Below are 26,740 nucleotides of genomic sequence, written 5' to 3'. Positions count from 1 at the left end.
AGATGAGCCCCTTACATCGCGCAAGTCAAATGACGAATGAGGCAAATGCTGCGACCTTGGTGGGGTGCTTGTCGGCGATGAATTTCGCGGTTGTCCCAGGGGGAGTGATGCCGTGGCGTGGAGGACAATCAGGTACTGTTCTTCGGGGCCGCTACGGGTCAAAGTCGGCGGTGAACGCCGCCTCCGAGCGGCTTCCGGTCTACACCAGACAGCCGACTCCCGGGCGGATTTCGACTTAGGCAGCCTAGGGCCACGCGCGGAAGTCGTTTCCGTCGGACATCCCTGCATCGGCCCTTATCTCAATCCAATCAGGCTGTGCAGCTCTATGTGATCAGTTCTGCGCCTTCTTGGCCTCGTTCAACGCAATAATGATGGCCTTAATGGTACCTTCCGCAGCTGCGGCATTGTATCCGACATGGTAGCCATGGAATACGTGGATCGGCTCGTGGTCTTCGAAGCTGTGGTTCGCCCCCTTCCACAGCACCGACTTCACGGGGATCGAACGCTTGCTCTCGGCCATCTGGCCGCAGAGGACGGGACTGGTGGCCTCGTCCTTCTCTGCCAGGAAGAGGTGAACTGGAGCGTAGAAGTCGACGCTCTTCATCAAATAACAGGACGGCTGCATTGCGAAGCCGCCCGCGAACATGTGCTCGTGGAGGTCGCCGATCGCGCGGTTCATGATAATCAAAGACGTGGTCGCACCGTTGCTCCGGCCGAGGACGTAAACCTGTTTGGGATCGGCGATCTTTTGCTCGATGAGCCAGTCCAGAGCCGCATACGCATCGTCGGCTCGGCGCCGCGCCCAAGTCAGCTGGCTGGGATCCGAGCAGACGCCGTCAGGTCCCAAGCCCCGGCTGCCGAAGCTGTCAAGCAGCAGAACACCGTAGCCCGCCCCGACCAATCTACCGCCGTAGTCGCGTCCCCGTTTCTTCTCGACCCGGCCGAAGCCGTCGCAGCCGTGCAGCATGATCACGAACGGGATCAGACCCTTCGCGCCTTGCGGCCGCATCATGTCGGCCTGCAGTTCGCCCTCCGCCCTCACCTTGCGCTTCTCCTCGACGGTGCCGTCCATAAAGTTCTTCGACCAGCCGTCGATGTAGTCGTTGCCGGGAATCCAAGGAGAGGATTGCGCTGAGGTATGCCAAGGTATCTTGACCATCTCAGCATGTGCAGATGAGAACGACAAAACAGCGGCCATTGAGCGCTCGTATCGTTCGTTCGCGGCGCGCATGTCCGCATTGGGTCATTCGCGTCGGTGTGGCTGGGCGCCGCCGCCTTCCGCACTACCCCTACAAACAGACATCGTTACCGTGCGTCGGCATGTTTCAAGTGGGCCAGTCAGATGATTGCAGCGGCGATTCCAGCACCGGTAAGCGCTTCATTCACTACTTCTTGGAGGGCGGGTTCGACCCGACAACCAGGATCAGCGTTTTACACGGCGACTCCTCCGCCGCCTCAGCGCGGCATGAGGAAAGTATCGAACCGCACACAACAGCTAAACTCGCCGCTGCAAGATCGTTCAGGCTGCGGAGGTCCGGAATTCAGGAGTGCCCTCGGAAAAGCACAGCGAGAAGCCCGGCAGCAACGATCGCAAGCCAGATTAGCGAAACGATGAAAGAGGCGAAGTGCCAATCAACGTCGCGGCGCCTGGACTGCATTGTGTCTCCTTCCGGCGACTGTGCGCCGGCTCAACGATTGCTATCGTCCTTGCCGTTGGGGGTGCCGTCACCGCCGTCGTTGCCATAGCCATTGTTGCCACGAGGGCCGGCCGGTCCGGCGCCAGACCTTGCAATGGCATCCGACGTGAGGGACGTCGACAGCAGGAGCGTCATGGCCGGAGGCGTCACGGCGGCGAACTTTCCGCACGTCTTTAGGAATTCGCGTCGGTCATCGTCCTGGTCTGGCATGGCGTTGTCTCCCAATAGCGGAATTAAATCACATTAACCCAATTAAATCAATTAAATTTCGTTCCAAGATAAAGCGCACCCCTCGTCCGCTCTCTCAATGGCGAAGCGCCGCCTTTCGGTGGCGGGGAACTCAGATGAGCAAATCTAGCCCGCTATGTCCCGACGAGCGGACCTTCCTCAGATGGCGCGCCACATGTTTAATGGGCCAGAAGGGGGTAACGCCTCCAGTCGCTTTGGCAGCCTCTCAGCTGCCATCCTCGCAACCCGAGAACCCGCTTGCAGGCGAGCAACCACCAACGACGCGTTCGTTGAACGCTCGGATCAAAACTCACTGCAAGTTTTGAAAGGCCTGCTGAGCTTTTCATCGCTCCTTCGTTGAAGGCAGCGCTAGCGCAGCCGACGGCATCAAGCGCCAATAGGTGGTGCCAACCGGTCGCGAAGATGATCAGCGTTTGTGAGCCTGGCGGCGCTACTATTCAGGAAATGTTCAATCGCGGCCTTGCGTTGCAGCAGATCTTGCTCCCGCGAAGGCTCACTTGACATATTGCCCGCGTGCGCACGATAGACGGCTTGGTCCGCGGCAATGACCCCGACGACGCCGTGTGCGGCGAGCCGTAACCACATTTCCATATCAGAGGCATAGGGTAAGTCGGCCAAATAGCCCCCCAATCTCTTCTGCAGGCTGGTGCGGACCACTACAGTTGGTGACAGCACAATGTTTTTCGCGCCGCTAAGTGCAATGAAATCAAATCCGGACAAAACGCGGGTTGTCGATCCACGCCTGGTCTGTGGCGAGTACGCTTCCCCCACCGATCAAGAACAATCGCGCCTCCGAAGGTGAACGCGACAGAAGGATGCTCGTCCATTAGATCGACCGCTCTCGAAAGGGCGCCGGGCAACAAGTAATCATCGCAGACAGCAGAAGCATGTAGTCGGCTCTTGCCAGGCGATGCCTTCATTGGCAGTAGCAATGAGCCCTCGATTCGAGACGTGCCTGCGGTAGTCGACGCGAGCGTCGGAGCGTACTAACTCCGCGGCAACTTCCGCTGTATCGTCTGGCGACGCATCATCTATAATCAGCAGGCGCAAGCGGGGGCCCGATTGCGCCAAAACGCTCTGGACGCACTCTCGCAGGAAGTGCTCGTACCGGAAGCAGGGAACAACGACGTCTACGGAGCTCATTTCTCGTCGGATTCCACCGACTGTCACAAAGAGCGTCGAGATATGTCTGTTCAAGAAAATACGATGGAATGGGTTCCTGGCCGGCCGCTTCGGGTTATACGCCGCCGATCACGCTCAAGCGGGGGTGGCTTTCGCTTTGCCTTGCGGAGCCGACGAGGACACACCGTAGCCCGGCTACGAAAGATCAGCCCGCGGCGGCGGATAGCGCCGGGCCAGCACCGACAAGGATAGATGCCGCCCGTCTTCCGGCAGTTCCAGATAAGCCAGAACGAGCGGCCGCTTCCATTCGCCGACGCCGAACTCCATCGTCATCCATTTCTGCGGCTCGGGGCCTTCCAGGCCTCGGACCCAGACGAAGTAGCGGGGAAGGTCGTCGGTGTCCGCTTCCGTCATGCGTCTCTTTGCCATCGAAGCTGCTCACTGCTTCAGCAACCGTTGCCGCACGATATAGGTAGTGGCGGAGCGAAGTCGAACGCCATGCAGGGCGATTGAGGAGTGGCTTTCCAGCCGCCCATGCTTCGACCCGCCCGCCCCGGGGCGGGCGCTCAGGACCAGGACGGAGGGCGCGGCAGCGACTTCAAGGCGTAGGTGCCTTATCCCGAGTACACCATTAGAAGCATCGTCACGGAAGACAAGGCGCGCGTTGCGGCCGCCGCGAAGGACATGCGATCGCCGCCGCGCTCGGGTGCGGTGAAACCGGGAGCTCGGTCGCTGAGATTCCGATTAACAGAAATTCGGAAATGCCGTATGTGATCTGCCGTCCCGGCCCATGGATAAGGGGCGTTTCGCGATCGTCACGATACGCGGGCCGGGTGGCGGTGGGCGTGGAGCGCATCGGCGCGCAGGCAATCGCAGGGCGGGTTTGGCCCGTGAGCGGTTGAGCAGCGCGCGCACGACAGGTGCAGTCCGCGTACGGCAAAAGCGTGTGGTCCTGGCGCCCGGGGTCTGTGCGTCAAGGCTTGCGGTGATGTTGCGGCCCGACCGGGCGAGCGCATCAGCTATCTCGCAAGGCGACGGGGGCAATAGTGCATCGCTCCCCGGGGAGAGCGCGCCATAAGCCGTTAAACCACTGCGCAGGGAAGGCCGGGATGTCCAGGCTGCCCTGTATGCCGCTGTGCATTTGTCTTCGCGCAATTGCGCACAGCGGACCGCGGGTGCCAGCTGGCACTCGGTCTTCCCTGCGCCCTTTCCAAGGACGGGGCGTCAAGAGAAGCTCAAGACTCGGGCGTTATGCGTCGCGAGGCTGTACAGGCGCGTCTTGCGCTGCTTGACAATTGAAGCGTGCACGGTTCGCCTGCCGATCACCGCCACAATTCGCAGGCCGCGACGCGGTTGATGTCGGCGAGCCGCCTTGCGCCATCTCCGTGGAGATCGAGGCTGCCGACCAGCGTCAGCAGGCGACGATAAGCGGTGTCGGCAATTTCGACCGGCAGCGGGGCCTCGAAGGCCTCGACATAGCTGCCGACGACACCGCTGAGCAGACGACACAGGCCGCGCTGGGCGGGATCGTCCCGGCCGAGTGTCTCGAGCTTCTGCTGGAAGATTTGGAAGGTCCGCAAACCGTGGTGCTGCTGGGAAAGCCACGCGTGCAGATCGTTCATGTGAGCTCCTTCGAGTTACAGAAGAAGCTACCGGCTTATACAGTGGGGAGGGGACGATGGCTAGCGGGGGAAGCGGAGGTTCGTTGCGCCAATCCGCCTTCGCCAAGGCTTCGGCGGGACAGCCTTCGCTGCTTCGCGTGGATAGACCGGCGCCTCGCTCGCCTAGCCGTAGGTGCGAAGCAGCGAAGGCTGGTGCCCCTGGCCGGAATCGAACCAGCACTCCTTGCGGAACTCGATTTTGAGTCGAGCGCGTCTACCAGTTCCGCCACAGGGGCCCTCGGTCGGCCGCTCGGATGAGGGCGTCGCGAAGCCGGCGGACTATAGCCATGGACAGGACGGGGTCAACCCGCGCCAAAGTGATCCCCGCCGTTCTCGACAGCCACATAAGCCGGAGTTAGAGGCTTGGAGCGCGACCCATCGGAGAGAGGCTGCCGTGACGACCCAGAGTGCCGCAATACCAGCGTTCAAGTCGGCCAGCGCCGGTCCCGCGCTGACCGCCTCGCTGCTCGTCACATTGATCGCCGCGGCCACGATCGCGGGCGCCTGGTTCTTCCAGCTCGTGCTGGAGATCCTGCCCTGTCCGCTCTGCCTGGAGCAGCGCTACGCTTATTACCTCGCGATCCCGCTCGGTGCCCTCACGGCGCTCGGGGCCAGAAGCGGCGCGCCGCGGCCGCTGCTGCTCGTTGCGCTAGCGATTCTGGTGCTGGCGACGCTCGCCAATGCCGGTCTCGGCGCCTATCACTCCGGCGTCGAATGGGGATTTTGGAAGGGGCCGACCGATTGCTCCGGTCCCGTCGTCAATCTCGGTAACGCCGGCGACCTTTTCTCGCGGCTCGACACCGTGAAGGTGGTGCGCTGCGACGAGGTGCAGTGGCGCTTCCTCGGCCTCTCGCTCGCCGGCTACAACGTGCTGATCTCGCTGCTGATGGCCGCGATCGCCGCATGGGGATTTGTGCGGACGGCGAAGCGCTGAGCTCAATCATCCACGTCATCCTGCGTGCGCCCGAACAAGTGCACGATGCCGGGTGTCGCGATCGTCACGAAGACGAAGCGCGACAGGTGATGGGCGCCGACGAAGATCGGGTCGATGTGCAGTGTCAGGGCCAGCGCCAGCATCGCGTCCATCGCGCCCGGAGCGAAAGCAACGACGACATCGGAGAATTTCACCTGCGTGGTGAGCGCGACGATGCCGACGAAGATGGCGGAAACGGCAATTGCGACCGCGAACGAGCCCAGCGCGGCGTTGATATGGCCGGCCAAAGTCTTGATCCGCATCCGCGCAAAGCGGCTGCCGATCAGGGCGCCGATGCCGACCAGCGCCACGCCGCGCACCCAGTCCGGCAGGCCGCCCTCGACCCAGCCGGCGCCATGCAACACGCCGGAGGCGATCATCGCGCCGAACATCCAGCTCGCCGGAAATTTGATCAGCCGCAGAAACAGAGCCAGCGCCAGCGAGGCTGCGGCCAGCGCCACCAGGTCGAGCGGCGAGGCGATCGTCGCCGTCAGCGACGGTGCGGCCGAGGGCGCCACGCCCGCGATCGCCAGCACCATCGGCAGCGCCGCGGTGAGGATGATGACCCGCATGGTCTGCACCACCGCGATGCCCGGCAGGTCGGCGCCGCGCTCGACCGCCAGGATCGTGATCTGCGACAGCGCGCCGGGGCTGCCGGCGAGGAAAGCCGAGGTGCGGTCCCAGCCATGGACGCGCTGGAGGTAATAGCTCGAGCCGAAGGTCGAGCAGAACGTCGCGAGCGCAAGCAGGCCGATGGTGACGGGATAGGCGCTGACCTGCTGGATCAGATGGCGCGAGACCACCGAGCCCAGCGAGATGCCGAGCAGCACCAGCACGGTCTGGGTCAGGATGGGCGGCAGCATCAGCTGACGACCGGCAATTGCCGCGATCCCGACCGCGATCATCGAGCCCGAGATCAGCCCGCCGGGAAGGCCGGCGACGAGAAATACGAGGCCGCCGGCGGTGCCGACGACAAGCGTCTCTATCGTGCTCAAGACGTTGGCACGGCTCGGCCATTCGAACGGCAGGGAGGCGACGATTTGCTTCACGCCACCTTATCGCAAATCAGCGAGAGGCGCACAATTGCAGGCTCGTCATGCCGCAATGCGCATGTCTCTCACTGATGCTGGCGGAGGATCGTGATGGGCTTACTTCTTGTCGGCGGTGGCGGGGGCGGCAGTGCCGGCCTTCGCTTCCTTCATGCATTCGCGGCGAAATTTCTTGCGCTCCTTGCCCTTCAGTCCCTTGGCGTCCGCCTGCTTGGAGCATTCAAGCGATTCGGCCGAGCGCTCCTTCGGCGCCTTCTTGTCGGCGGTTGCAGCAGTGTCGGTCTTTGTATCGGTCTTGGCGGCCGGCGCGGCGGTCTGGGCGAAGGCAGTGCCGGTGGCGAGCAAGGAGACGAGAGCGAGGGCGGCAAGGCGGGAGGTGACGGTCATGTGTTGCACTCTTCTTGAATTGCGAGGGGCTGGGAACGTCGGCCCGCGTTGCTGAACGCGACATGAATGAGTCGAACGGCGGCACCACTAAATTTTGCCGGCGCAACCCATCGCATCCTTGTCGCAAGCCACCGACACGCTAGGATAGCAATCCTCGTTTCACTTTCGTCGGGAAGACCAAGGAGGAGACCCAGGGATGACCATTCAGGCAAAATTGTTGTGTGCGATTGCAGCGGCGTGTGTCGCGGCATTGGTGGCGAGCGCGCCGGCGCAGGCACTGACCGCGCAGGAGTGCAGCGCAAAATATCAGGCGGCCAAGAAGGACGGCTCGCTCGGCACCATGAAGTGGAATGACTTCCGCAAGGCCCAATGCGGTGCAGACGCAACCCCCGCCGCTGCGCCCACCGCGGCTGCTCCGGCTGCGCCCGCCGCTCCTGCCGAACCGAAGCAGGCGAAGAAGGAAGCCGCGCCCGCCGCTGCGCCGACGCTGCCGGCTGGACCTGCGATCTATCCGAACGCGGTCGATCCGAAATACGCCAAGGAGACGCCCGGCAAGGCGCGGCTCCACACCTGCGTCGACCAGTACAATGCCAACAAGGCCACCAACGGCAATGGCGGCTTGAAATGGATCCAGAAGGGCGGCGGCTATTACAGCGAATGCACCAAGAAGCTGAAGGGCGCAGCCGCCTGAGCTTCGAAAGCAATGCGATGGCCGGGGCAAAGCTCCGGCCATTTCGCTTAGTCGAGCAGCTTCTCGGCCGATTTGGCCACAAGCTGCGACCGCTTGCGCGGCCCGCGCTCGACGAACAAGAGGCTTTGCCCGAAGATGAAGCAGTAGAACAGGAAGGCCTGCGCCTCGGCCTCCTCGGCGGCAAGGCCGGTCGCGCGATAGAGCTCTGCGACGTGCTTGAGCCGCGCGGCATCCACGCTCGCCACCGCCGCCGCCGCGCCCTCATCCGAACGGGCCCATTGCCGGATCGCGAGCTCGATCGCCATGCCCTCCGGATTGACCCGCTCGGAATAGAGCTGGATCAACGCTTTCAGCCGCTCGCGGGGCTCTTGTCCGTCGAGACTCGTCTGCTGCGCGATCGCCGCAGCGCGTCCCTCGCGCCAGCGTTCCAGAATTGCTTTGAGCAGTGCGGGCCGGTCGGCGAAGCGGCGGTAGAAGCCGCCCTTGGTGACGCCGAGGTTCTTGGCGAGCACCTCCACCCGCACGCCCTCGACGCCCGAGCGGGCGAGTTCGGTAAACCCTGCCTCGACCCAGACATCGCCCTTGCCGTCGCTCATGAAGGAAGCCTCGCCGGTTCTTGATACGGTGCCGTATTGCTAGCGCGACGCAGCTCTGATACGCTACCGTATCAACAAAGGCGGTAGAAAAAGAATAGGGCGGAAGGCGTGAACGATGATGGCATTCGAGCCAAAAAACCCGGATTACCGCGCTGCGGCCACGGCGATGTTCGCGGCCCAGCCGGCAATGCACACGCTCGGTATTTCGATCATCCATCTCGCCCCGGGCGAGGTGGAGCTGGCGATGCCGCATTCGGCTGCCTTCACGCAGCAGAACGGATTTGTCCATGCCGGTATCATTACGGCAGGCCTCGACAATGCCTGCGGAGTCGCCGCCTTCACCCTGATGCCGCGTGAAGCGGACATCCTCACCGTCGAGTTCAAGACCACGCTGCTCGCACCTGCTCGCGGCGCGCGCTTTGTCTTCAAGGCCGCGGTGGTCAAACCCGGTCGCACGCTGACCTTCTGCGAAGCCAGGGCTTTTGCCGAGCATGAGGGCAAGGCGACGCTGATCGCGTCCATGACCGGCACGCTGATGGCGATGCTGCCGCGCGGTGCGGCTTCGCCGGCGCCGGCCGCAATCCGCTCATAGCATGGCGATGACATCGCGCCCGCGACGCTCTATATGAGCGGTAACACTTCTCGGTCCCGAATCGTATTTGCAGCGATGGGACCGAAACGGGACGAGATATGGCTGGATCTGGCAATAAGGGCCTAGTGACGACGCGGCGCGCGGCGTTGACGTTGATCGGGGCAGGCGTCTTGGCGGCTGGTGGGATCACTTTCGCCCGCGCCGCCGCCGATGGCGACGAGGTGCTGACCGAATCCAAGGTGTTGCGTGATCCCGAGACGCCGGTTGCCGGCAATCCCGACGGCAACATCACCATCGTCGAATGGTCCGATTACAATTGTCCCTATTGCCGCAAGCTCGAGCCTGAGCTGCGCCAGGTCGTCCAGGACGACGGCAAGGTGAGGCTGGTGATGAAGGATTGGCCGATCCTCGGGCCGGTCTCGGTCACGGCGGCGCGGACCGCGCTGGCGGCGAAATTCCAGGACAAATACCATCAGGCCCACGACGCCATGATGGGCGTCAGCTCGCGCCTGACCGAGCCGCGCATCAACGAGATTCTTGCTGGCGCGGGCGTCGACATGGACCGGCTGAAGCGCGATCTCGCCGGCCACGCCAAGGACATCGACGCCATCCTCAAGCGCAACAACGAGCAGGCCGAAGCCTTCGGCTTCCGAGGCACGCCGTCCTTCATCGTCGGCAAATACCGCGTACCCGGCGTGCTGAGCATGAACGAGTTCGAGCAGGTTATTGCCGACGCACGCAAGGCCAAGATGAACTGAGCCAGGCGATAGTCATCACCTAACACAAAGGCGCCGCCGCGGAGTTCGCGACGGCGCCTTGTTCATGATACCGCGTCGCTACTTCGACGAGATCCGGACCCAGTCCTTGTGCGCGCGGTCCCGCAGCGCGTCCCAATCGGCCTTGGCGACATCCCAGTTCACGATGGTGCGATTGGTGATCGCGACCTCGCCATTGGCGACCGACGACGTCTGCATGGAATCATAGACGTAGACCCCGCCCGCAAGCAGCAGCGCGCCGAGGATCATTCCGAAAAAAGTCTGCATGGCGAACCTCCGGTGACGAGCGATAACGTCGGTGCGGAGCGATTGTTCCCGCGGCGGTGCGGCGCGGGTAAGGACGGATCGTTCATCTCCTATTCAGCCAATCCAGCAGCTCCGCGTTGATCTCGCGCGGATAGGTGTGACTGAGGTCGTCGATCTCCCGATAGGTCACGTCGGCGCCGGCGGTAGAGAGCGTCGCCTGCGTCTGCCGTGCGGTCTGCACCGGAAACATCCAGTCGAGCTTGCCGTGGGTGATGAAGACCGGCAGGCGCTGGAGGCGCTTGGCGTTCGCCACCTCCGCCATCAGCGGATGGAAGGTCGCCGACACCGGCGCAAGATGGGTGAAGGGCGAAGCACCGTCGAGCCCGGTGACGTAGCAGAAGGTGCCGCCGTCGCTCATGCCGGTCAGCAGCATGCGCGAGGCATCTATGCTCCAGCGGCTGCGCACGGTCTCGAGGATGCGCATGAGATTCGGCGTATCGGCGTCATCGCCCATTAGCGCCCAGGTCGGGCCGATTGCGGTCGGCGCTACCAGGATTGCGCCGAGGCTGCGCGCATCGCGCAACCAGCTCCACAGGAAACCGCGCCCGTTGCCGCTGCCGCCATGCAGCGCCATCACCAGCGGCATGGTCCGATCGGGCGTGTAATATTCGGGCACATAGACCGAGAAGCCGCCGCGGCTGCCCGGCTCGTTGTGATCATGGAAGATGCCGGTATTTTCGCTAGCGCCACCTTCGAGCCGGGACAACAGCTCGGCATTTCCGCGATTGGCAGCGTTGAGAAAGAAGCTGCTCACGGGAGGAAACTGCACCGCCAGCGGATAGAGCGCCTCTTGCGCGCGCGGCAGGTGGCGCAGCGCGCGGAACACGGCGACGAGGTCGCCATTGCCGCGCTCGACCTCGCGGATCCCGGCAAAGGCGGCGAGCGTCTCGTTGCAAGCGCGATCGAGCCGCTCGCGCAGCCCGGCGAACTGCTCCGGCCAGTCGCCGATCGCTGCCCGCGCCGCTTGCAGCGCCTCGTCCGGCGAGCCGATCGCGTTCATCACCGAGGCGAAGGCTGGCGGGTGCAGATGCCGCTGGAAGAAGCCGAGCGCCTCCAGCGCATTGAGCAGCGGCGGCAGCACGGCCACGATGTCGTCCACGACGGCCTCGGTCATTGCCGCTTCCTCAAGCCTTGCGTCAGTGCAGCTGCGGCGCCTTCAGGAGCTTGAAGCGGTCGGTCGAGGTCACCGTGACGTCGAAGGTGACGCCTTCATGATGCACGGTGAGCGGCACGTCGACGCCGGCGGCGCCGAGCGCCCACATTTTCCGATAGAAGCCGGTCTGGCTCGTGACCTTCTCGCCGTTCACGGCGAGGATGACATCGCCAGTCTTGAGCTCGGCGCGCGCGGCGGGGCCGTTGGCGGAGATGCCGATCACCACCACGCGGTTGTCGATCTCGGTCGAGTAGAGCCCGAGCCAGGGCCGCGCCGGCTTGTTGACGCGGCCGAACTTGCGCAGGTCGTCGAGGATCGGCTTCAAGAGGTCGATGGGCACGATCATGTTGACGTGCTCGCCCTTGCCGTCGCGTTCGCGCTCGAGCTGGAGCGAGCCGATGCCGATCAACTCACCGCGTTCGTTGAGAAGCGCGGTGCCGCCCCAGTTCGGATGTGCGGGATAGGTAAAGATGGCCTCATCCAGCAGATATTCCCAATAGCCGGCGAATTCCTGCTTGGCCACGATCTGGCTCGCAACCGAGCGCGTGCGGCCGCCGGCGCCGCCGACCACGACGCGATCGCCGATCCGCGATTCCGCCGAGGTGCCGAGCGGCAAGGGTTCGACGTCGAGCTGGCCGAGCGCCTGCACGAGGCCGAAGCCGGTGACGGAATCGAAGCCGAGCGCATGGCCTTCGACCACGCGTCCGTCGGCCAGGTGCAGCCATACGGATTCCGCCTCGGTGATGAGGTAGCCGATTGTGAGCACCAGCCCGTCGTCGATCACGACGCCGTTGCCGGCGCGTTCGGTGCCCAGCGTCTCGGCGCTGAAGGCGTCTGGCGGGATGATGGCGTGCAGGCCGACGACGGACGCGAGCGCGCGGTCGAGATCGAAACCATAATCGCTTGCACGCGGCTGATTGGCCGGTGGCACTCTCCATTCGGTCAGTGCGGGCATGGAGTTCTCCTGGCTGAGAGCATCGCTCCGCCGTCGCCGGGGGAACGAGGCGCGAAGCACGGATAATTTAGGCCGGAGGACGCCGTCTTGAAAGCCTCGTTCCCAACTATTCCAGAGAACGCCGCGTGAAATCTTCGAAAGGCATAACGACGGTTCGTGCGCAGGTGGCAGGTGACAGCCGGCCCTTCGACCCGGCAGCCGTCGCATGGCTGGTGTCCGGCGAGGTGCTAGGCGCGGTGCAATGAAGCTGCTAACCATTGCCGCTTCGTTTGACCAGGGATCACGGATCGAAGCATGGATAACCGCAGCGACATCTGGCGTGGCGTCGACACGATCAAGGCGCGTTTCATCGACCTCAGCGATAAGATCTGGGGCACGCCCGAGGTGTGCTACACCGAGGCGCGGTCCGCCGCCGAGCATCTCGCCGAGCTGCGTCATCAGGGTTTCCGCATCACCGAGAATCTCGCCGGCATCCCGACTGCGCTGATGGGCGAGTGGGGCGAAGGCGGTCCGGTCATTGCCTTCATGGGTGAATATGACGCGCTGCCGGGATTGAGCCAGGAGGCAGGTGTCGCCGAGCACCGTCCGATCGAGGTCGGTGGCCATGGCCATGGCTGCGGTCACAATCTGCTCGGTTCCGCTGCGCTGCTCGCCGCGACGGCGGTGAAGGACTGGCTCGCCGAGAACAAAGTGCCCGGCCGCGTGCGCTATTACGGCTGCCCCGCAGAGGAAGGTGGCGCGGCAAAGGCCTTCATGGTGCGCTCGGGTGCGTTCGAAGATGCCGACATCGCCATCACCTGGCATCCGCACAGCTTCTGGGAAGTGGCGGTCACGCCCTCGCTCGCCAACACGCGCGCGGATTTCATCTTCACCGGTCGCACCTCACATGCGGCGGCCTCGCCGCATCTCGGCCGTTCTGCGCTCGACGCGGTGGAATTGATGAACGTCGGCGTGAACTACATGCGCGAGCACATGCCGAGCGATGCGCGCGTGCACTACGCCTTGCTCGACACCGGCGGCATCGCGCCCAACGTGGTGCAGGCCCATGCACGGGTGCGCTATTCGATCCGTGCCCGCGATCTTCCCGGCATGAACGAGCTGGTCGAGCGCGTGTCCAAGATCGCGCAGGGCGCGGCGCTGATGACCGAGACCAAGATGGAAATGAAGATCATCTCCGCGGTCTCCAACATCCTGCCGAATACCCCGCTGGAGCAGGCGCTACACCGTATCATGGAAGACCTCGGACCGCCGCATTTCGACGAGGCGGACAAGGGCTTTGCCAGCCAGATTCGTGCGACGCTGAGCGACAAGGACATTTCGTCGGTTTACTACGCGATCGGCATGGAGCCCACCGATCGGCCGCTGGCCGACTTCCTGGTGCCGCTGGATGCCAAGCGCAACCCGCTGGTCGGTTCGACCGACGTGGGCGACGTGAGCTGGGTGGTCCCGACCGTGCAGGTTCACGCACCGACGGTTGCAATCGGCACGCCCTTCCACACTTGGCAGGTAGTGGCGCAGGGCAAGAGCCCGCATGCCCACAAGGCGATGGTGCAGGCCGCCAAGGCGATGGCCGGGCTCGGTATCAAGGCGCTGACGGAACCGGAGCTGATCAAGTCTGCCAAGGCGGATCTTCAGAAGCGGACGGCCAAGATGCCTTACGTCTGTCCGTTGCCGGATCACGTCGCGCCGCCGCTCGATATGTCGGTGACGTAGAGCGTCGATACTTAAGTCTGATCCGACGAACAAATTTTCCGCAGTGCAGCGCGCAATCCAGCGTGTTTTGATGCTGGATTGCCGAATGGATGGGCTCACGGAAGGCAGTTCTGCCCAACGGACAGCCAGAAGACCGTTTGCATACATACGGTCCCAGTTGACGCGCCCCCCATTCGGTGTGCCATCTACTGCCAGCTAATTGGGCGGCAGCTCTGACGGCCGTCGTCATCACGATAGGAACCAGACGGGGGACAACCATGCTGGATAAAGAACTGCGTTCGATGATCGGCCAGGTGAAGGACGGGCGGATGGATCGCCGCGGCTTCATCAAGCACATGGCCGCGGTCGGTCTCACCGCTCCTCTGGCCAATCAGATCCTCGCGCTCGGCGGCGTCGCCATGGCCGAGGGCGCCTCGACTTACAAGCCGACGAAGCGCGGCGGCGGTGGTGCGCTGAAGCTGCTGTGGTGGCAGGGCCCGACCCTGCTCAATCCGCACTTCGCCACCGGCACCAAGGACCAGGACGGCTCGCGCCTGTTCTACGAGCCGCTCGCCTCCTGGGACCCCGACGGCAACATGAAGCTGGTTCTTGCGGCAGAAATTCCCTCGATCCAGAACGGCGGGCTCGCCGCCGACGGCAAATCGGTGACCTGGAAGCTCAAGCCCGGCGTCAAATGGCACGATGGCAAGCCGTTCACTGCCGACGACGTTGTGTTCAACTGGGAATATGCAAGCGATCCTGCCACCGCAGCAGTCACCATCGGCACCTACCGCGACATCAAGGTCGAAAAGATCGATGATCTCACGGTACGCCTCCTTTTCGCCAAGCCGACCCCCTTCTGGGCCGATGCTTTCGTCGGTGCACCGAATTGCATCATCCCCAAACATCTATTTGCGGACTACAAGGGCGCCAAATCCCGCGAGGCGCCGAACAACCTGTCACCCGTCGGCACCGGTCCCTACAAGTTCGTGGAATTCAAGCCCGGCGATCTCGTGCGCGGTGTGATCAATTCCGACTACCACATGCCCAACCGCCCCTACTTTGATACGCTTGAGATGAAGGGCGGCGGCGATGCCGTTTCGGCGGCGCGCGCGGTGATCCAGACCGGCGAATACGATTTCGGTTACAACATCCAGGTCGAAGATGACGTGCTGCTGCGCCTGGAAAAGGGCGGCAAGGGCAAAGCAGTCTACGCCGTGGGGGGTGACACCGAGTTCATCGCGCTCAATTTCACCGATCCAAACACCGAGATCGATGGCGAACGCTCTTCGATGAAGACCAAGCACCCGCTGTTCTCCGATCCGGCCGTGCGCAAGGCGCTGTCCATGCTGGTCGATCGCGAGTCGGTCAAAAAGGCCATCTACGGCCGCGCCGGCCGCACGACCGCTAATTTCCTCAACGGTCCCGAGAAATTCGTGTCCAAGAACAACACTTGGGAGTTCAGCGTCGAGAAGGCGGCGAAACTTCTTGATGACGCCGGCTGGAAGCCCGGCGCGGACGGCATCCGCGAGAAGGACGGCAAGAAGCTGAAGCTGCTGTACCAGACCTCGATCAACGGACCGCGCCAGAAGACTCAGGCGATCGTCAAGCAAGCCTGCCAGAAGGCTGGCATCGATGTCGAACTCAAATCCGTTGTCGCCTCCGTGTTCTTCTCCTCGGACGTCGGCAATCCCGACACTTATCCGAAGTTCTATGCGGACCTGGAGATGTTCCAGATTCCCATGAGCCAGCCGGATCCTTCGCAGCACATGCGCCGCTATACGTCGGACAGGGTGTCAACCAAGGAGAACAAGTGGCAGGGCACCAATTTTCCGCGTTGGGTCAACAAGGACTACGACGCGATCATCGCAGCGGCAGAAGCCGAAATGGACCCGATCAAGCGCGCCGCGCTGTACATCAAGGCCAATGATCTCTTGATTCAGGAGGTCGTATTCATCCCAGTGCAGCATCGCCTCAAGGTGGAAGCCGCGGCCAACAACCTTGTCTGCATCGTCAGCGGTTGGGCCAACGAGACCGACAACCTGTTCGACTGGTACCGGGAGGCATGATCCCGAGGGCGTAGACGGATTTCCCTATGAGCCAATACGTCCTGCGTCGCCTGCTGATCGCGATTCCGAGCCTGCTCGGAATCTCGGTCGTGCTGTTCGTCGTGCTCGCGCTCGCCCCCGGCGATCCGTTCTCCGAGCTGGCGACCAATCCGAACGTGCCGCCCGAAGTGCAGGCGGCACTTCGGGCCAAGTTCGGCCTCGACGATCCGATTCACCTTCGCTACCTGCATTGGCTCAACGCCATGCTGCACGGCGACTGGGGCTTCTCCTTCGTCAGCCGGATGAACGTCGACACGCTGATCCTCCAGCGCCTGCCCGCGACCCTCTACGTGATCGGCTCGGCGCAGATCCTTGCGCTCCTGATCGCGATTCCCGTCGGCGTGTACGCGGCGACCAGGCCATATTCGCTATTCGACCAGATCGCGAATACGCTCGCCTTCGTCGGCTTCTCGCTGCCGACCTTCTTCACGGGCATCCTGTTCATCCTGATCTTCTCGGTCACGCTCGACTGGCTGCCCTTCGTCTACACCACCGACATCAAGGGCACGGGAATCCACTGGGTGCTGGAGATGATCCGCCAGGCGATCATGCCGGTGGCGGTGCTCGGCCTGTTCCAGGCGGCGTCGATGACGCGCTTCGTGCGCTCGGCGATGCTCGACGTGATCCGGCTCGACTATGTCACCACGGCGCGCGCCAAGGGCCTCGGACAAACCAAAGTTATCGTCAAGCACGTGATGCGCAACGCCATGATCCCGGTCGTGACGCTCATTGCGTTGCAGATGCCGGCGGTGTTCGGGGGCGCCATCGTCACCGAGCAGATCTTCCGCATTCCTGGTATCGGCTCGCTGCTGATCTCCTCGATCCTGTCCAACGACACGCCGGTGGTGATGGCCGTCACCTTCGTGTTCGCGTGCCTCGTCGTGCTGTTCAATCTCATCGCGGACATCCTTTATGGCTGGCTTGACCCTCGCATCTCCTTCCGCTGAGCGGCGCGTCTACTCGCCCTGGCGCGAGACGTGGCGGCGCTATAGTCGCCACAAGCTCGCTGTGGTCAGTGCGTTCCTGCTTCTCGTTCTGATCCTGGCGGTGGTGATTGGCCCCTTCGTCTGGCGGGTCAAGATCGACGACATCGACATCGTCGCGGGTATGCAGGGCCCATCGCTGGCCCATCCTTTCGGCACCGACGATCTCGGCCAGGACATCCTGGCCCGCATGATCTATGGCGGGCGCATCTCGCTCGCGGTCGGTCTCGCCGCAATGCTGGTCTCGGTCTTTGTCGGTGTGCTGATCGGTGCGCTCGCCGGCATGTCGCGCGGTGCGCTCGGTCATGGGCTGATGTGGCTCACCGATCTCTTTTTGTCGCTGCCGCAATTGCCGCTCCTGCTGTTGCTCATTTATCTCTTCCGCGACGGGCTGAAAGCCGCGTTCGGCCCGGAGGGCGGCATCTTTATCCTGATCGTGCTCGTGATCGGCGGCCTCCGCTGGATGCCGGTGGCGCGCCTCGTGCGCGCGCAGTTCCTGTCGATCCGCGAGAAAGAATTCGTCGAGGCCGCGCGGGCGCTCGGCGCCAGTCCAGTGCGGCAGGTGGTGCGCCACATCCTGCCCAATGCGCTCGGCCCCGTGATCATCGCCGGCACCATCGACGTCGCTGCCGCCATCATCGCCGAATCGACGTTGTCGTTCCTCGGCCTCGGCTTTCCGCCGGATACCCCGACTTGGGGGCGGCTGCTGTACGACGCCAAGGATTTTCTCGACATCGGCCCGCATTGGGCGCTGTTCCCGGGCGGCGCGATCTTCATCGCGGTGGTAGCCATCAACTTCATCGGTGACGGCTTGCGTGACGCGCTCGATGCGCGACGGGTGATCTGATGGCGCCACTGCTCGAAATCAAGGGTCTAAAAACCCACTTCTCCACCGACGACGGCATCCTCCAGGCCGTCGACGGCGTCGACATCTCCGTCAATCGCGGCGAGACGCTGTGCGTCGTCGGCGAGTCTGGCTGCGGTAAGACCGTGACGGCGATGTCGATCCTGAAGCTGATCGCTATGCCGCCGGGCCGGATCGCGGCGGGCCAGATCATGTTCGAGGGTCGCGATCTCGTTCCTTTGACGAGCAATCAGCTTGACGAGGTCCGCGCCAAGGAGATCGGCTTCATCTTCCAGGAGCCGATGACCTCGCTCAATCCGGTGCTCACCATTGGCGAGCAGATCGCCGAGAGCCTGCGGCGGCACGAAGCGGTAACCAAGAAGCAGGCGCTCGAGCGCACCATCGAGATGCTGAAGCTGGTGCAGATCCCGAACGCCGAAGGCCGCGTGCACAACTATCCGCACCAGTTCTCCGGCGGCATGCGCCAGCGCGTGATGATCGCGATGGCGCTCGCCTGCAAGCCGAAGCTGATCATCGCCGACGAGCCGACAACCGCGCTGGACGTCACCATCCAGGCCCAGATTCTCGACCTGCTCCAGGACATGAAGGACCGCTTCGGCATGGCGGTGATGCTGATCACCCATGCGATGGGTGTCGTCGCCGAAACCGCGCAGCGTGTCGTCGTAATGTATGCCGGCAAGGTGGTGGAGGAGGCGCTCGTCGACGATCTCTTCGGCGATCCCCGCCATCCCTATACGCAAGGGTTGATCCGCTCGATCCCGCGCATCGATCTCGACAGCGAGCACAAGACGCGGCTGGAGGCGATCGGCGGCTCGGTGCCGATCCTGATCAATCCGCCGGTCGGCTGCCGCTTTGCCCCGCGCTGCAAGTTCGCCATGAACGTGTGCACCGGGAAGGAGCCGCTGCTGCGCGAGATCGCGCCCGGGCATCGCGTGGCCTGTCACTTGGGAGATACCAGTCTGGGAGGCGCGGCATGAGCCAACCGTTGCTGCGCGTCAGCGGCCTGAAGAAACATTTTCCCGTGCTCGGCGGTCTGCTGTCGCGCCAAGTTGGGACCGTCTACGCGGTCGACGGCGTGTCTTTCTCCGTGAATCGCGGCGAGACGCTCGGCCTCGTCGGCGAGTCCGGCTGCGGCAAGTCCACGACGGGGCGTTGCGTGCTGCGCCTGATCGAGCCGACCGACGGCGAGGTCACCTTCGACGGCCAGGACGTGCGTAAGCTCGGCGGCAACGATCTGCGCGCGATGCGGCGGAACATGCAGCTCGTATTCCAGGATCCGTTCGCCTCGCTCAATCCGCGCATGACGGTCGGTGCGATCCTCGGCGAAGCCTTCACCATCCACAATCTCGCCTCGTCCGCGAAAGAGCGCGAGGAGCGCGTCGCGGGTCTCCTGGTCAAGGTTGGGCTCAAGGCCGAGCACATGCGGCGCTACCCGCACGAGTTCTCCGGCGGCCAGCGCCAGCGCATCGTGATCGCGCGGGCGCTCGCGGTCGAACCGAAGCTGATCGTCTGCGACGAGCCGGTCTCCGCGCTCGACGTGTCGATTCAGGCGCAAGTGATCAACCTGTTGGAAGATCTCCAGGCCGAGCTGAACCTCACCTATTTGTTCGTCGCGCACGATCTCTCTGTCGTCGAGCACATCTCCGATCGCGTCGCGGTGATGTATCTCGGCCGCATCGTCGAACTCGCGAAGGCGAGTGATCTCTACCGCAACCCGCAGCATCCCTACACCAGGGCGCTCCTGTCCGCGGTGCCGGTGCCCGATCCCAAGTTCAAGCGCGAACGCATCCGCCTCAAGGGCGACGTGCCGAGCCCGATGAAACCGCCATCCGGCTGCCACTTCCACACCCGTTGTCCGATCGCCCAGCCGCGCTGTGCGGAAAGCGCGCCGGAGCTGAGGGAAGGGGCGGGCGGGCACTTTGTGGCGTGCCATCTGGCTTGATGCCGGCGGAAAGCGGAGCGCGAGTCATTCGTGAAGCAGGCCGTGCTCCGAAAGGGCCTGCTTGAAAGCCTGCACCGACGTATGGTGATGCGCGGAGAGACCCGCCTCGCGCGCGCCGGCAACATTGGCCGCGACATCGTCGACGAACAGGGCCATCTCCGGCCTCACGTTGAGCTCGGACAGGCAGCGGCGGTAGCAGCGCGGGTCCGGCTTCGCCGTCTTGAACTGGGCCGAGGTGTAGATTTGAGAGCCGAACAGCGGGCGCAAGTCCGGCAGCAGGGTGTCGATATGGTCAGCGACCAGCGTGGTGTTGTTGGTAAGGACGGCAATGTCGACGGTCTTGCGCAAGCTGTCGGCAATCTCCAGCATCGCGCGTTTGGCCTGCATTGAACGGCGCCGCGCCTCGACCCATTCGTCGAGCGATAGGGAATAACCGATGCGCTCGCCGAACCCGCGCAGATAGTCTGAGGCATCGAGCGCGCCAGTGTCGCCGAGAAATTCGAATCCGGATGCCCAGATCGCCTTGTAGACGGCTTCACTCGTGATCCCGGCCAGCTCCGCAAGAAAGGCGACGCGCTTTTCCCTCTCGTAGTCACAGAGGACGTTGTCCATATCGAAAAGGACGAGCTTAATCTCGCCAGTCACCGCAGCACTCTCGGATCGGCCGAACATCCGGCCGCGGTGCAAATCATATCCCGTCCGGACCCGACGGACAAATCCAGAGGAGAGGTCGTCACGCGCTCTTGGCCGGCCACGGAACGACCTGTCCCGACATCACCAGCCGGTCACGGCCGCTGTCCTTGGCCGCGTAGAGCGCGCGGTCGGCGGCCGCGACCAGCGTGCTGCAGTCCATCGCGGTCTGGGACGGAAGAGCCGTCGCGCCGCCAACGCTCGCAGTCACCAGCCGGGAAGGTGGATTCTGTGCATGCAGCATGCCGAGACCGTGCAGCGCCTGGCGAATCCCTTCGCCGATCTCGGTGCAGCCATCCGGGCCGGTGTTCGGCAACAGCACGGCGAATTCCTCGCCGCCGTAGCGCGCGGCGAGGTCGGCCGGGCGCTTGGCCTGGGCGGACAGGATCCTGCCGAGCGCGCGCAGGCAGGCGTCGCCCGCCTGATGTCCGTAATGATCGTTGAACTTCTTGAAATGATCGACATCGACCAGCAGCAGCGAGAGCTGCGTGCCGTCGCGCCGGGCGCGCGCCCACTCATCGGCGAGACGTTCGTCGAATGTGCGTCGGTTGGCGAGGCCGGTAAGGCCGTCGGTCGTTGCGAGCGAGGCGAGTTTGTCCTGAAGGTCCTTCTGCTCGGTCATGTCGCGCACCACCGCGACGACGCCGTCGATGGCACCGCTGTCCGAGGCAAGGGTCACGTGCAGCGCCGCCTCGGCCCAGATCTCGCCCTTGTCGCGATGACGCTGGCGATAGACGAACCGCGCTTCCTCGGCTTCGCCATTCTTCAGCGCAATGATCGCCTGCTCGACCCGTTGCATGTCGTCCGTGTGAATGCCGGCCAAAGCCGACGTGTCCAGCAGTTCCTCGGCGGACCAGCCGGTGATGCGCGCGCATGAGGGAGAGACGTAGAGCAGCCGGTTATCGAGCCCGATCCGGGTCACCATGTCGCTGGATTGCTCGGCCAGCAGGCGGAAATTCGCTTCCTTGGCAACCAAGGCCTGGGCCATGAGCTGCCGCTGCACCAACTGACGGACCAAGTAGAAGCCGATCACCGCGATCAGCAGAACGAGGCCGAGGACGAAGGTCATGCGCGCGGCCGCCGCGCGTCGCCAGGGCGCCAGCACGTCGTCTTGCGACTTGCTCGCCAGCACCATCAGCGGATAGCGGCTGCTGCGCTGGTAGTAGCTCAGCCGCTCCACGCCATCGAGCGGCGATTTGAAATAGTAGACCGAGGCGGCGGGGCGGCTTTTCCAGCTTCTGAACAGGGGCGCATTGGACAGGTCGCGTCCAACGAAGGCGCCGCTCTCGTCGCGACTGCGCGCCAGCATGATGCCGCTATTGTTGAGCAGCGATGCCGAGCCGTTCGGACCGATGTCGAACCGCTCGTAGAACTTGACGAAATAGCTGACGTCGATCGTGAGCAGGGCAACGCCGGCGAAGCCGCCGTCGGAATCGTTGATCCGGCGGGATGCGGTGATGATCCATTGGCCGCCGGCTCTGCTCTTGACGGGCGGTCCGATCAGCGTGCCGGTTGCAGGCGAGTCGCGATGGTGGCGGAAATAACCGCGATCGCTGTTGTTAAGGTTGGAGAAGTCGAGGCGTTCAGTCGTGGCAAGCCAGCGGCCGGTCGCGTCGTAGACGAAGATGCCGCGGATGCGGTCCGATGATTTGCGTGTCGGCAGATAAGCCTGGAGTTTCGCAATCGTGTCCGGACCCGTCCCGTCGATTTCGAGCCGATGGACCAACCCGACCAGGATCGTGTCGACCAGTTCGAATGTATCGTCCGCGTGCTGGATCAGCGAATGCGCCAGATTGGTGACGTCGACTTCGGCTGCCCTGAGATCGGCATTGCGCGCTTCCCATTCACGCCAGGCGCTCAAGCCGAGGATCGCCACGCAAGTCAGCGCGACGAAGCCCGCCGCCCAAAGCGGAAGGCGCGTCTTGCCGAGTTCGCGGCTCGTGACCATCAGGCTTGCTCCAAATCGGTGCAAACCTCTCACTTTGGCCTTAACGGCCTGTTGCAACTTCTGCGATGATTTTGTGCGTCCGTAGTCAACCGGACGGGTCGACGAGATCTTGACCGACTCTGCTCGGCGGTTGTTAACCACCTCGCCGCAGCGTGACAGCCTCATCCTGCGTCCGCTGCGTCATCCCTCCAGCGTGAAGCCGACGCGCAGCGTGACCTGATAGTGACGGACAGTGCCGTTCTCGATGTGGCCGCGCGTCTGCACAACCTCGAACCATTTCATCTCGCGAACGGTCTTGGCGGCGCGCCCGATCGCGTTCTGGATCGCATCCTCGATGGAGGTCTCGGATGATCCGACCAGTTCCAGGATCTTATAGACGTGATCATGTTCGGCTGTGGGCATGATGAGCCTCCCTCGGTTGCGCTGCGGCATGCATCCCTTGCGCTCTGATCTGAACGAGCGCCAATGCTTCAGGTTCCGTCTTGCGATGGCCGGCATACGCCCGGTGGTGGAGGGGGCAGTCTCCTCCTGCTAAGCGCTGCCCACGGATTCCGCGCGGCGCGACAGGACGTAGCGCTCACACTCGGCGGCGTCAGGCTGGCGATGCGGTGGACGCAGGCTATCTGCAGCCTGCTGCACGATGGGCGCAGGTTGAGTGGCTCGCCAGAGCAGGCGCAGCAGCAGGGCCAGCAGCACCATCATCGCGAAGCCGCCGATGGAAGGTACAAATTTGTCGTCCATCCCAGTCAGATCCGCTTCATTGCCGAACTGCGCTGCGAGTCTGGCCGATTGCAGCATTCCATAGGCGCCGGCAAGCAGGATCAATCCGTAGAGGAAACTGCGCTCCCGGGCGTTCGCCACTTGTGCAAGATCAGGAAGCATCAACGCAAGGCCGATTCCGATGATCGGCAGGTCGTAATCATAGGCGTAGGGGCTGATCATCACCGACACCATGGCAGCGACACCGAACGCGAAATTGGGTGAGGCCCTGCGCGCCGTTCCAAGCCAGACCGCAAGCACGACCGCAAACAGGGCGAGGCTCGCCGCAGCCGCCTGCATCCAGAAGGCAACGCTTGAGGGAAGGCCGGCCCGGCCAAGCGCAGCGTAGGTCGAGACCATGCGGAACAGCGGATAGAAGCCGCGCTCCAGGAAGATAGCCGATTCCCGGATTGCGCCGAGCCATGCGGTCCAGATCTGCCATCCGAACACGAGCGTGCAGACGAGCGAGCTTGCGAGCACGACTGCAGCGGCGGTCGCGAGCGCCCCCCAGCGGCGCGTCGCCAGCATGTAGACTCCGGCGGCGATGGCCAGGTGCGGCTTGATCACCATTGCCCCCAGAGCAAGACCAGCGATGATCTGACGCCGCTCGACGTTGAGGCAGACGATGCCGATTAGGGTGCCGGTCAGGAAGCCGTTCTGGCCGCAGCCGACCGTGATCGCCAGCGCAGGAAACAGCACGACCAAGACGAGCGCGAAATTCTGCCCGGCGATGGCCCGAAGCGTCAGGAGGTAGGCAACCAGCGTGGCCGTGATGAACAGCAGATAGGCGATGCCGGCCGGCAGCAGCGCGAATGGCGCCACCAGAAGATCGAACTGCGGCGGATAAGTCCAGGGCATGAAGCTGGTTGAACCGGCAAATGCCTGCTGAAGCTTGACCAGCGTCTCGAACCGGTAGACCAGATCGAGCTGACCGTAGCAGATCTGCTGTGCGACGATGTAGAAGGCGTCGAAATCTGACAGTTCGCGGACTTGCCAGGCGCTCCAGCGGCCGAACCTGAACGTCTTGAACAGGACCATCACAGCGAGCGTCGCAAGCACGAAGCGGACATAGATCGTCCGCTTCGACGGTGAGGATTGAACCGCTTCCAGCGTCTCGGCAAACATCGGCGACGACCTCGAACCCTGATAGATCGCGGCCGGGTACGCGGTTCCGCCGATCCCCGGCCAAATTGCCACCAGAGGTTTAAGGGAGAGTAAGGACTGTCGCAGAATTCAAGCAAAAGGTCGCATTGGTGCGGCCGAAGCCGATGCCGGTGGATCCGAGATCCCGCTCGGTTGCCCCGCAAAGGCCGTCGCATAGGACATCTTGGCTGATTCCAGCGGGTGCCTCTCCGGTGCTTTCAAAATCGCCCCGAGAAATTCCTTCTCGGCGTCCATCCGGTCGGTGCGGAAACGCCATTAAGTGTCGCATTCGAGATCGACTGGATTTCAGCCAATCAGATCGACATGGAGCAGGCGCACAGACAGCGATGTCCTGATGAGAGGACCGCCTGGCCTATTCATCGACTGCACCCCGCTCTCCGACATCAAGGTGCCGATCGGCTTCGACCATCCCAGTCCACAGTCCAATTCATGGACGGTGACGGGCCACGCAAGTCCAAAAGCAACCAGAAGGACCGCCAGTTGAACGCCGCGGGGAAAGCCGAAGAGCCATCGTCAACACGCTCCCGCCTCTACGGATCCAGCTCCGTATCCCAATATAGATAGTCCAGCCAGCTGTCGTGCAGATAGTTCGGCGGAAACAGGCGGCCGTTGCGGTGGAGTTGGTGTACGGTCGGCGCGAACGCACTCTGGCGCGGAAACATTTTTGCTTGCGCCGGGGTGAGATTGCCCTTGCGCAGATTACAGGGCGAGCACGCCGCGACCACGTTCTCCCAGGTGGTCTGGCCGCCTTTGCTGCGCGGGATGATGTGATCGAAGGTGAGGTCTTCAGGCGAGCCGCAATATTGGCAGGCGAAACGATCGCGCAGGAAGACGTTGAAACGGGTGAAGGCGGGATGGGTGGTCGGCTTGACGAAGGATTTGAGCGAAACCACGCTCGGCAATTGCATCTCTAACGTCGGACTTCGAACCGCCTGGTCGTAATGCGCGACGATGTTGACGCGGTCGAGGAACACCGCCTTGATCGCGTCCTGCCACGACCACAAAGACAGTGGGTAGTAACTCAGCGGCCGGAAGTCCGCGTTCAGCACCAACACCGGCCAACTGCCTTGCGAGACATGTGCGTTCAAGTAACGCTCCCGGCCTCCAATGTACGCTGCGAAGCAGCAAGTACTGACATACTACATGCAGCGTGACGGGATTGTGAAGCCCGTTGAGCGACTTATTCAGTCGCAAGCAATGCGGCGGCGAGGTGGCAAAAGCGCTCAAAAAGCCGCGATCCCCGGGGACCATGCAGCCGGCCCGGAACCGCCTTCACGGTGCGTTGCAGCTCTATCTTCGCTACTCCCGCACCCGCTCGAGCTTCTGCAAACATCGCGTGGCGCGCACCGCGGGCGGCATCTCCTCGTCCGGAAAGCTCGTCTTCCAGTCGGTAACACCGACTTCACCGACATAGATGGCGCCCTTCGAATCCAGGGCGATGCCGTGCGGCGCCAAAAACTTTCCGCTGGCCACGCCGGGCCCTTCCTCGCCGCCAAGCCGCGCGATGCGCCTGCCCTGCGCGTCTCGATCGATAGCCGCGGCCCGAGATTGGGCACCTTGCGGTTGACGGCCAGGCCGGGGCCGAGCTCGCCGACCACGAAGGTCGGGCTCTTAGCCCCACCGCAGCAGCACAGCGCGCAGGGGCGGTGCAAGTTGTTCCACTGCGTCTCGTATTTGCCGTCTCCATCGAACACCTGCACGCGGTGGTTCTCGCGGTCGGCGACGTAAACCCAGCCGTGGGCGTCAGTGGCAATATTGTGCACGATGTTGAACTGACCGGGATCGGTCCCCGGCTCGCCCCAGCTCCTCATCAGCTTGCCGTCGGGGGTGAACTTGTGCACGCGCGCATTGCCATAGCCGTCGGAGACGTAGATCTCGCCCTTCGGCGACAGCGCGGTGTGGGTGCAGCGGTGGAAGGGATCGCCGCTCATGAACGGCGCTGGCTTCTCGGGAATGCCGATCGTCAGCAGTACCTTGCCCTCAGTGGTGCATTTGCGCACGGTGTGGTCGCCGTCATCGGTGCAGTAGAGATTGTCCTCCGCGTCGATATGCAGGCCATGCGCGCGCGAGAACAGGCCTTCGCCCCAGCTGCGCAGGAAATTGCCTTCGCGGTCGAGCACCACCATCGGATGAGCGCCGCGGTTGAAAACGTAGATCTGGTCCTTGCTGTCGACCGCGACCGAGGCGACGTCGGTGAGTTGCCAGCTGTCCGGCAGCTTGGCGAAGTTTTCGACCACGCGGTAGCGGTGCTCGCCGCTGCCGAGAATGGCTGGCATGGGTTCCTCCTCCTGTCATTCGGGGGCGCGCGTTATCGCGAGCCCGGAATCCATCCATCCGCCAATATGCGACGCAATGGATTTTGGGCTCGCGACTTCGTTGCGC

At 63.4% G+C, this 26,740-nt stretch carries 27 protein-coding genes, 1 tRNA gene and 1 pseudogene; 10 read left to right on the top strand and 19 right to left on the bottom strand.

The features are described from left to right. Positions 1 to 331 precede the first annotated feature (331 nt). The 7 genes from IVA96_RS13945 to IVA96_RS13915 form a co-directional block, all read right to left on the bottom strand. On the bottom strand, positions 332 to 1,231 hold the full coding sequence (locus IVA96_RS13945) for a prolyl oligopeptidase family serine peptidase (protein ID WP_247417848.1): 900 nt from the start codon (positions 1,229 to 1,231) through the stop codon (positions 332 to 334). Positions 1,232 to 1,688: 457 nt separating this feature from the next. Further along, positions 1,689 to 1,907 carry a hypothetical protein gene (locus tag IVA96_RS13940; RefSeq protein WP_247279734.1) on the bottom strand — a complete coding sequence of 73 codons (219 nt, stop codon included), beginning with the start codon at positions 1,905 to 1,907 and terminating at the stop codon, positions 1,689 to 1,691. 405 nt (positions 1,908 to 2,312) lie between these two features. Then, positions 2,313 to 2,666, bottom strand: coding sequence for a hypothetical protein (locus IVA96_RS13935; RefSeq protein ID WP_247279733.1), 354 nt, complete (start codon positions 2,664 to 2,666; stop codon positions 2,313 to 2,315). A 147-nt stretch (positions 2,667 to 2,813) separates the two neighbouring features. After that, the gene (locus tag IVA96_RS13930) at positions 2,814 to 3,089 is read right to left on the bottom strand and encodes a glycosyltransferase family 2 protein (protein WP_247417845.1); all 276 of its coding nucleotides are present in this window, start codon (positions 3,087 to 3,089) and stop codon (positions 2,814 to 2,816) included. A 174-nt stretch (positions 3,090 to 3,263) separates the two neighbouring features. Then, on the bottom strand, positions 3,264 to 3,497 hold the full coding sequence (locus IVA96_RS13925) for a hypothetical protein (RefSeq protein WP_247279731.1): 234 nt from the start codon (positions 3,495 to 3,497) through the stop codon (positions 3,264 to 3,266). Between the two features lie 893 nt (positions 3,498 to 4,390). After that, the gene (locus tag IVA96_RS13920) at positions 4,391 to 4,690 is read right to left on the bottom strand and encodes a hypothetical protein (RefSeq protein WP_247279730.1); all 300 of its coding nucleotides are present in this window, start codon (positions 4,688 to 4,690) and stop codon (positions 4,391 to 4,393) included. Between the two features lie 190 nt (positions 4,691 to 4,880). Next, positions 4,881 to 4,965, bottom strand: a tRNA-Leu gene (locus tag IVA96_RS13915). A gap of 158 nt (positions 4,966 to 5,123) precedes the next feature. On the opposite strand from IVA96_RS13915, the gene IVA96_RS13910 reads away from it, so the two are divergent. Continuing rightward, complete coding sequence (locus tag IVA96_RS13910) at positions 5,124 to 5,663, top strand: disulfide bond formation protein B (RefSeq protein WP_247417842.1); 540 nt, start codon at positions 5,124 to 5,126, stop codon at positions 5,661 to 5,663. A gap of 2 nt (positions 5,664 to 5,665) precedes the next feature. Here IVA96_RS13910 and IVA96_RS13905 read toward each other — a convergent pair whose 3' ends face one another. Next, positions 5,666 to 6,751, bottom strand: a complete 1,086-nt coding sequence (locus IVA96_RS13905) for an AbrB family transcriptional regulator (protein ID WP_247279728.1) — start codon at positions 6,749 to 6,751, stop codon at positions 5,666 to 5,668. Positions 6,752 to 6,850: 99 nt separating this feature from the next. Beyond that, positions 6,851 to 7,138 carry a PsiF family protein gene (locus IVA96_RS13900; protein WP_247279727.1) on the bottom strand — a complete coding sequence of 96 codons (288 nt, stop codon included), beginning with the start codon at positions 7,136 to 7,138 and terminating at the stop codon, positions 6,851 to 6,853. A gap of 196 nt (positions 7,139 to 7,334) precedes the next feature. On the opposite strand from IVA96_RS13900, the gene IVA96_RS13895 reads away from it, so the two are divergent. After that, positions 7,335 to 7,829 (top strand): hypothetical protein, encoded by a 495-nt coding sequence (locus IVA96_RS13895; protein ID WP_247279726.1) that lies wholly within the window; start codon positions 7,335 to 7,337, stop codon positions 7,827 to 7,829. Positions 7,830 to 7,876: 47 nt separating this feature from the next. On the opposite strand, the gene IVA96_RS13890 is transcribed toward IVA96_RS13895, so the two are convergent. Further along, the gene (locus tag IVA96_RS13890) at positions 7,877 to 8,425 is read right to left on the bottom strand and encodes a TetR/AcrR family transcriptional regulator (RefSeq protein ID WP_247279725.1); all 549 of its coding nucleotides are present in this window, start codon (positions 8,423 to 8,425) and stop codon (positions 7,877 to 7,879) included. A gap of 115 nt (positions 8,426 to 8,540) precedes the next feature. Between IVA96_RS13890 and IVA96_RS13885 the strand changes: the two genes are divergently transcribed. Together IVA96_RS13885 and IVA96_RS13880 are read left to right on the top strand one after the other, a co-directional pair. After that, positions 8,541 to 9,017 carry a PaaI family thioesterase gene (locus IVA96_RS13885; RefSeq protein WP_247279724.1) on the top strand — a complete coding sequence of 159 codons (477 nt, stop codon included), beginning with the start codon at positions 8,541 to 8,543 and terminating at the stop codon, positions 9,015 to 9,017. A 98-nt stretch (positions 9,018 to 9,115) separates the two neighbouring features. Further along, complete coding sequence (locus tag IVA96_RS13880; protein WP_247279723.1) at positions 9,116 to 9,775, top strand: DsbA family protein; 660 nt, start codon at positions 9,116 to 9,118, stop codon at positions 9,773 to 9,775. Positions 9,776 to 9,853: 78 nt separating this feature from the next. Here the strand turns inward: IVA96_RS13880 and IVA96_RS13875 are convergent, their stop codons facing one another. The 3 genes from IVA96_RS13875 to IVA96_RS13865 form a co-directional block, all read right to left on the bottom strand. Further along, entirely contained in the window at positions 9,854 to 10,060 is a 207-nt protein-coding gene (locus IVA96_RS13875; RefSeq protein ID WP_027573305.1) for a hypothetical protein, read from the bottom strand. Between the two features lie 82 nt (positions 10,061 to 10,142). Beyond that, positions 10,143 to 11,213: a phospholipase gene (locus IVA96_RS13870; protein WP_247279722.1), complete on the bottom strand. Its 1,071-nt coding sequence runs from the start codon at positions 11,211 to 11,213 to the stop codon at positions 10,143 to 10,145. A gap of 22 nt (positions 11,214 to 11,235) precedes the next feature. Continuing rightward, complete coding sequence (locus IVA96_RS13865) at positions 11,236 to 12,207, bottom strand: S1C family serine protease (protein WP_247417837.1); 972 nt, start codon at positions 12,205 to 12,207, stop codon at positions 11,236 to 11,238. A 294-nt stretch (positions 12,208 to 12,501) separates the two neighbouring features. Here IVA96_RS13865 and IVA96_RS13860 point away from each other — a divergent pair, with 294 nt between their 5' ends. From IVA96_RS13860 to IVA96_RS13835, 6 genes are all read left to right on the top strand, one after another. Beyond that, a complete protein-coding gene (locus tag IVA96_RS13860; protein ID WP_247279720.1) occupies positions 12,502 to 13,920 on the top strand; it encodes a M20 family metallopeptidase in 1,419 nt (472 codons plus the stop codon). A gap of 257 nt (positions 13,921 to 14,177) precedes the next feature. After that, a complete protein-coding gene (locus IVA96_RS13855) occupies positions 14,178 to 15,968 on the top strand; it encodes a peptide ABC transporter substrate-binding protein (RefSeq protein WP_247279719.1) in 1,791 nt (596 codons plus the stop codon). Positions 15,969 to 15,994: 26 nt separating this feature from the next. Then, positions 15,995 to 16,954: an ABC transporter permease gene (locus IVA96_RS13850; protein ID WP_247279718.1), complete on the top strand. Its 960-nt coding sequence runs from the start codon at positions 15,995 to 15,997 to the stop codon at positions 16,952 to 16,954. Continuing rightward, the gene (locus IVA96_RS13845) at positions 16,920 to 17,837 is read left to right on the top strand and encodes an ABC transporter permease (protein ID WP_247279717.1); all 918 of its coding nucleotides are present in this window, start codon (positions 16,920 to 16,922) and stop codon (positions 17,835 to 17,837) included. The genes IVA96_RS13850 and IVA96_RS13845 overlap by 35 nt, the downstream gene beginning before the upstream one ends. Continuing rightward, positions 17,837 to 18,832 (top strand): ABC transporter ATP-binding protein, encoded by a 996-nt coding sequence (locus IVA96_RS13840; RefSeq protein WP_247279716.1) that lies wholly within the window; start codon positions 17,837 to 17,839, stop codon positions 18,830 to 18,832. Before IVA96_RS13845 ends, IVA96_RS13840 begins: the two co-directional genes overlap by 1 nt. Further along, positions 18,829 to 19,797, top strand: a complete 969-nt coding sequence (locus IVA96_RS13835) for a dipeptide ABC transporter ATP-binding protein (protein ID WP_247279715.1) — start codon at positions 18,829 to 18,831, stop codon at positions 19,795 to 19,797. Before IVA96_RS13840 ends, IVA96_RS13835 begins: the two co-directional genes overlap by 4 nt. 24 nt (positions 19,798 to 19,821) lie before the next feature. Here IVA96_RS13835 and IVA96_RS13830 read toward each other — a convergent pair whose 3' ends face one another. From IVA96_RS13830 to IVA96_RS13805, 6 genes and pseudogenes are all read right to left on the bottom strand, one after another. Beyond that, positions 19,822 to 20,469, bottom strand: a complete 648-nt coding sequence (locus tag IVA96_RS13830) for an HAD family phosphatase (protein WP_247279714.1) — start codon at positions 20,467 to 20,469, stop codon at positions 19,822 to 19,824. A gap of 61 nt (positions 20,470 to 20,530) precedes the next feature. Beyond that, positions 20,531 to 22,435 (bottom strand): sensor domain-containing diguanylate cyclase, encoded by a 1,905-nt coding sequence (locus tag IVA96_RS13825; RefSeq protein ID WP_247279713.1) that lies wholly within the window; start codon positions 22,433 to 22,435, stop codon positions 20,531 to 20,533. A 180-nt stretch (positions 22,436 to 22,615) separates the two neighbouring features. Next, the gene (locus IVA96_RS13820) at positions 22,616 to 22,837 is read right to left on the bottom strand and encodes a dodecin (RefSeq protein WP_247279712.1); all 222 of its coding nucleotides are present in this window, start codon (positions 22,835 to 22,837) and stop codon (positions 22,616 to 22,618) included. A gap of 129 nt (positions 22,838 to 22,966) precedes the next feature. Continuing rightward, positions 22,967 to 24,319, bottom strand: a complete 1,353-nt coding sequence (locus tag IVA96_RS13815; protein WP_247279711.1) for a glycosyltransferase family 87 protein — start codon at positions 24,317 to 24,319, stop codon at positions 22,967 to 22,969. 569 nt (positions 24,320 to 24,888) lie between these two features. After that, complete coding sequence (locus tag IVA96_RS13810) at positions 24,889 to 25,446, bottom strand: HNH endonuclease (RefSeq protein ID WP_008543309.1); 558 nt, start codon at positions 25,444 to 25,446, stop codon at positions 24,889 to 24,891. Between the two features lie 211 nt (positions 25,447 to 25,657). Further along, positions 25,658 to 26,634 (bottom strand): annotated as a pseudogene (locus tag IVA96_RS13805) (peptidyl-alpha-hydroxyglycine alpha-amidating lyase family protein). Positions 26,635 to 26,740 lie beyond the last annotated feature (106 nt).

Origin of the sequence: Bradyrhizobium sp. 159 (assembly GCF_023073795.1) — a bacterium.
In the GTDB taxonomy this organism is placed as follows: Bacteria; Pseudomonadota; Alphaproteobacteria; order Rhizobiales; family Xanthobacteraceae; genus Bradyrhizobium.
The sequence above is the reverse complement of the archived record's forward strand: the minus strand, read 5'-3'. Positions and strand labels throughout refer to the sequence as shown.

Excerpts from the sequence above, each read along its gene's own strand:
- IVA96_RS13880 (WP_247279723.1), top strand. The coding sequence starts at position 9,116 with ATGGCTGGATCTGGCAATAAGGGCCTAGTGACGACGCGGCGCGCGGCG.
- IVA96_RS13885 (WP_247279724.1), top strand. The coding sequence starts at position 8,541 with ATGATGGCATTCGAGCCAAAAAACCCGGATTACCGCGCTGCGGCCACG.
- IVA96_RS13830 (WP_247279714.1), bottom strand. The coding sequence starts at position 20,469 with ATGTTCGGCCGATCCGAGAGTGCTGCGGTGACTGGCGAGATTAAGCTC.
- IVA96_RS13820 (WP_247279712.1), bottom strand. The coding sequence starts at position 22,837 with ATGCCCACAGCCGAACATGATCACGTCTATAAGATCCTGGAACTGGTC.
- IVA96_RS13945 (WP_247417848.1), bottom strand. The coding sequence starts at position 1,231 with ATGCGCGCCGCGAACGAACGATACGAGCGCTCAATGGCCGCTGTTTTG.
- IVA96_RS13920 (WP_247279730.1), bottom strand. The coding sequence starts at position 4,690 with ATGAACGATCTGCACGCGTGGCTTTCCCAGCAGCACCACGGTTTGCGG.
- IVA96_RS13900 (WP_247279727.1), bottom strand. The coding sequence starts at position 7,138 with ATGACCGTCACCTCCCGCCTTGCCGCCCTCGCTCTCGTCTCCTTGCTC.
- IVA96_RS13840 (WP_247279716.1), top strand. The coding sequence starts at position 17,837 with ATGGCGCCACTGCTCGAAATCAAGGGTCTAAAAACCCACTTCTCCACC.
- IVA96_RS13835 (WP_247279715.1), top strand. The coding sequence starts at position 18,829 with ATGAGCCAACCGTTGCTGCGCGTCAGCGGCCTGAAGAAACATTTTCCC.
- IVA96_RS13815 (WP_247279711.1), bottom strand. The coding sequence starts at position 24,319 with ATGTTTGCCGAGACGCTGGAAGCGGTTCAATCCTCACCGTCGAAGCGG.
- IVA96_RS13860 (WP_247279720.1), top strand. The coding sequence starts at position 12,502 with ATGGATAACCGCAGCGACATCTGGCGTGGCGTCGACACGATCAAGGCG.
- IVA96_RS13940 (WP_247279734.1), bottom strand. The coding sequence starts at position 1,907 with ATGCCAGACCAGGACGATGACCGACGCGAATTCCTAAAGACGTGCGGA.
- IVA96_RS13930 (WP_247417845.1), bottom strand. The coding sequence starts at position 3,089 with ATGAGCTCCGTAGACGTCGTTGTTCCCTGCTTCCGGTACGAGCACTTC.
- IVA96_RS13825 (WP_247279713.1), bottom strand. The coding sequence starts at position 22,435 with ATGGTCACGAGCCGCGAACTCGGCAAGACGCGCCTTCCGCTTTGGGCG.
- IVA96_RS13895 (WP_247279726.1), top strand. The coding sequence starts at position 7,335 with ATGACCATTCAGGCAAAATTGTTGTGTGCGATTGCAGCGGCGTGTGTC.
- IVA96_RS13865 (WP_247417837.1), bottom strand. The coding sequence starts at position 12,207 with ATGCCCGCACTGACCGAATGGAGAGTGCCACCGGCCAATCAGCCGCGT.
- IVA96_RS13925 (WP_247279731.1), bottom strand. The coding sequence starts at position 3,497 with ATGGCAAAGAGACGCATGACGGAAGCGGACACCGACGACCTTCCCCGC.
- IVA96_RS13845 (WP_247279717.1), top strand. The coding sequence starts at position 16,920 with ATGGCTGGCTTGACCCTCGCATCTCCTTCCGCTGAGCGGCGCGTCTAC.
- IVA96_RS13855 (WP_247279719.1), top strand. The coding sequence starts at position 14,178 with ATGCTGGATAAAGAACTGCGTTCGATGATCGGCCAGGTGAAGGACGGG.
- IVA96_RS13875 (WP_027573305.1), bottom strand. The coding sequence starts at position 10,060 with ATGCAGACTTTTTTCGGAATGATCCTCGGCGCGCTGCTGCTTGCGGGC.
- IVA96_RS13870 (WP_247279722.1), bottom strand. The coding sequence starts at position 11,213 with ATGACCGAGGCCGTCGTGGACGACATCGTGGCCGTGCTGCCGCCGCTG.
- IVA96_RS13850 (WP_247279718.1), top strand. The coding sequence starts at position 15,995 with ATGAGCCAATACGTCCTGCGTCGCCTGCTGATCGCGATTCCGAGCCTG.
- IVA96_RS13890 (WP_247279725.1), bottom strand. The coding sequence starts at position 8,425 with ATGAGCGACGGCAAGGGCGATGTCTGGGTCGAGGCAGGGTTTACCGAA.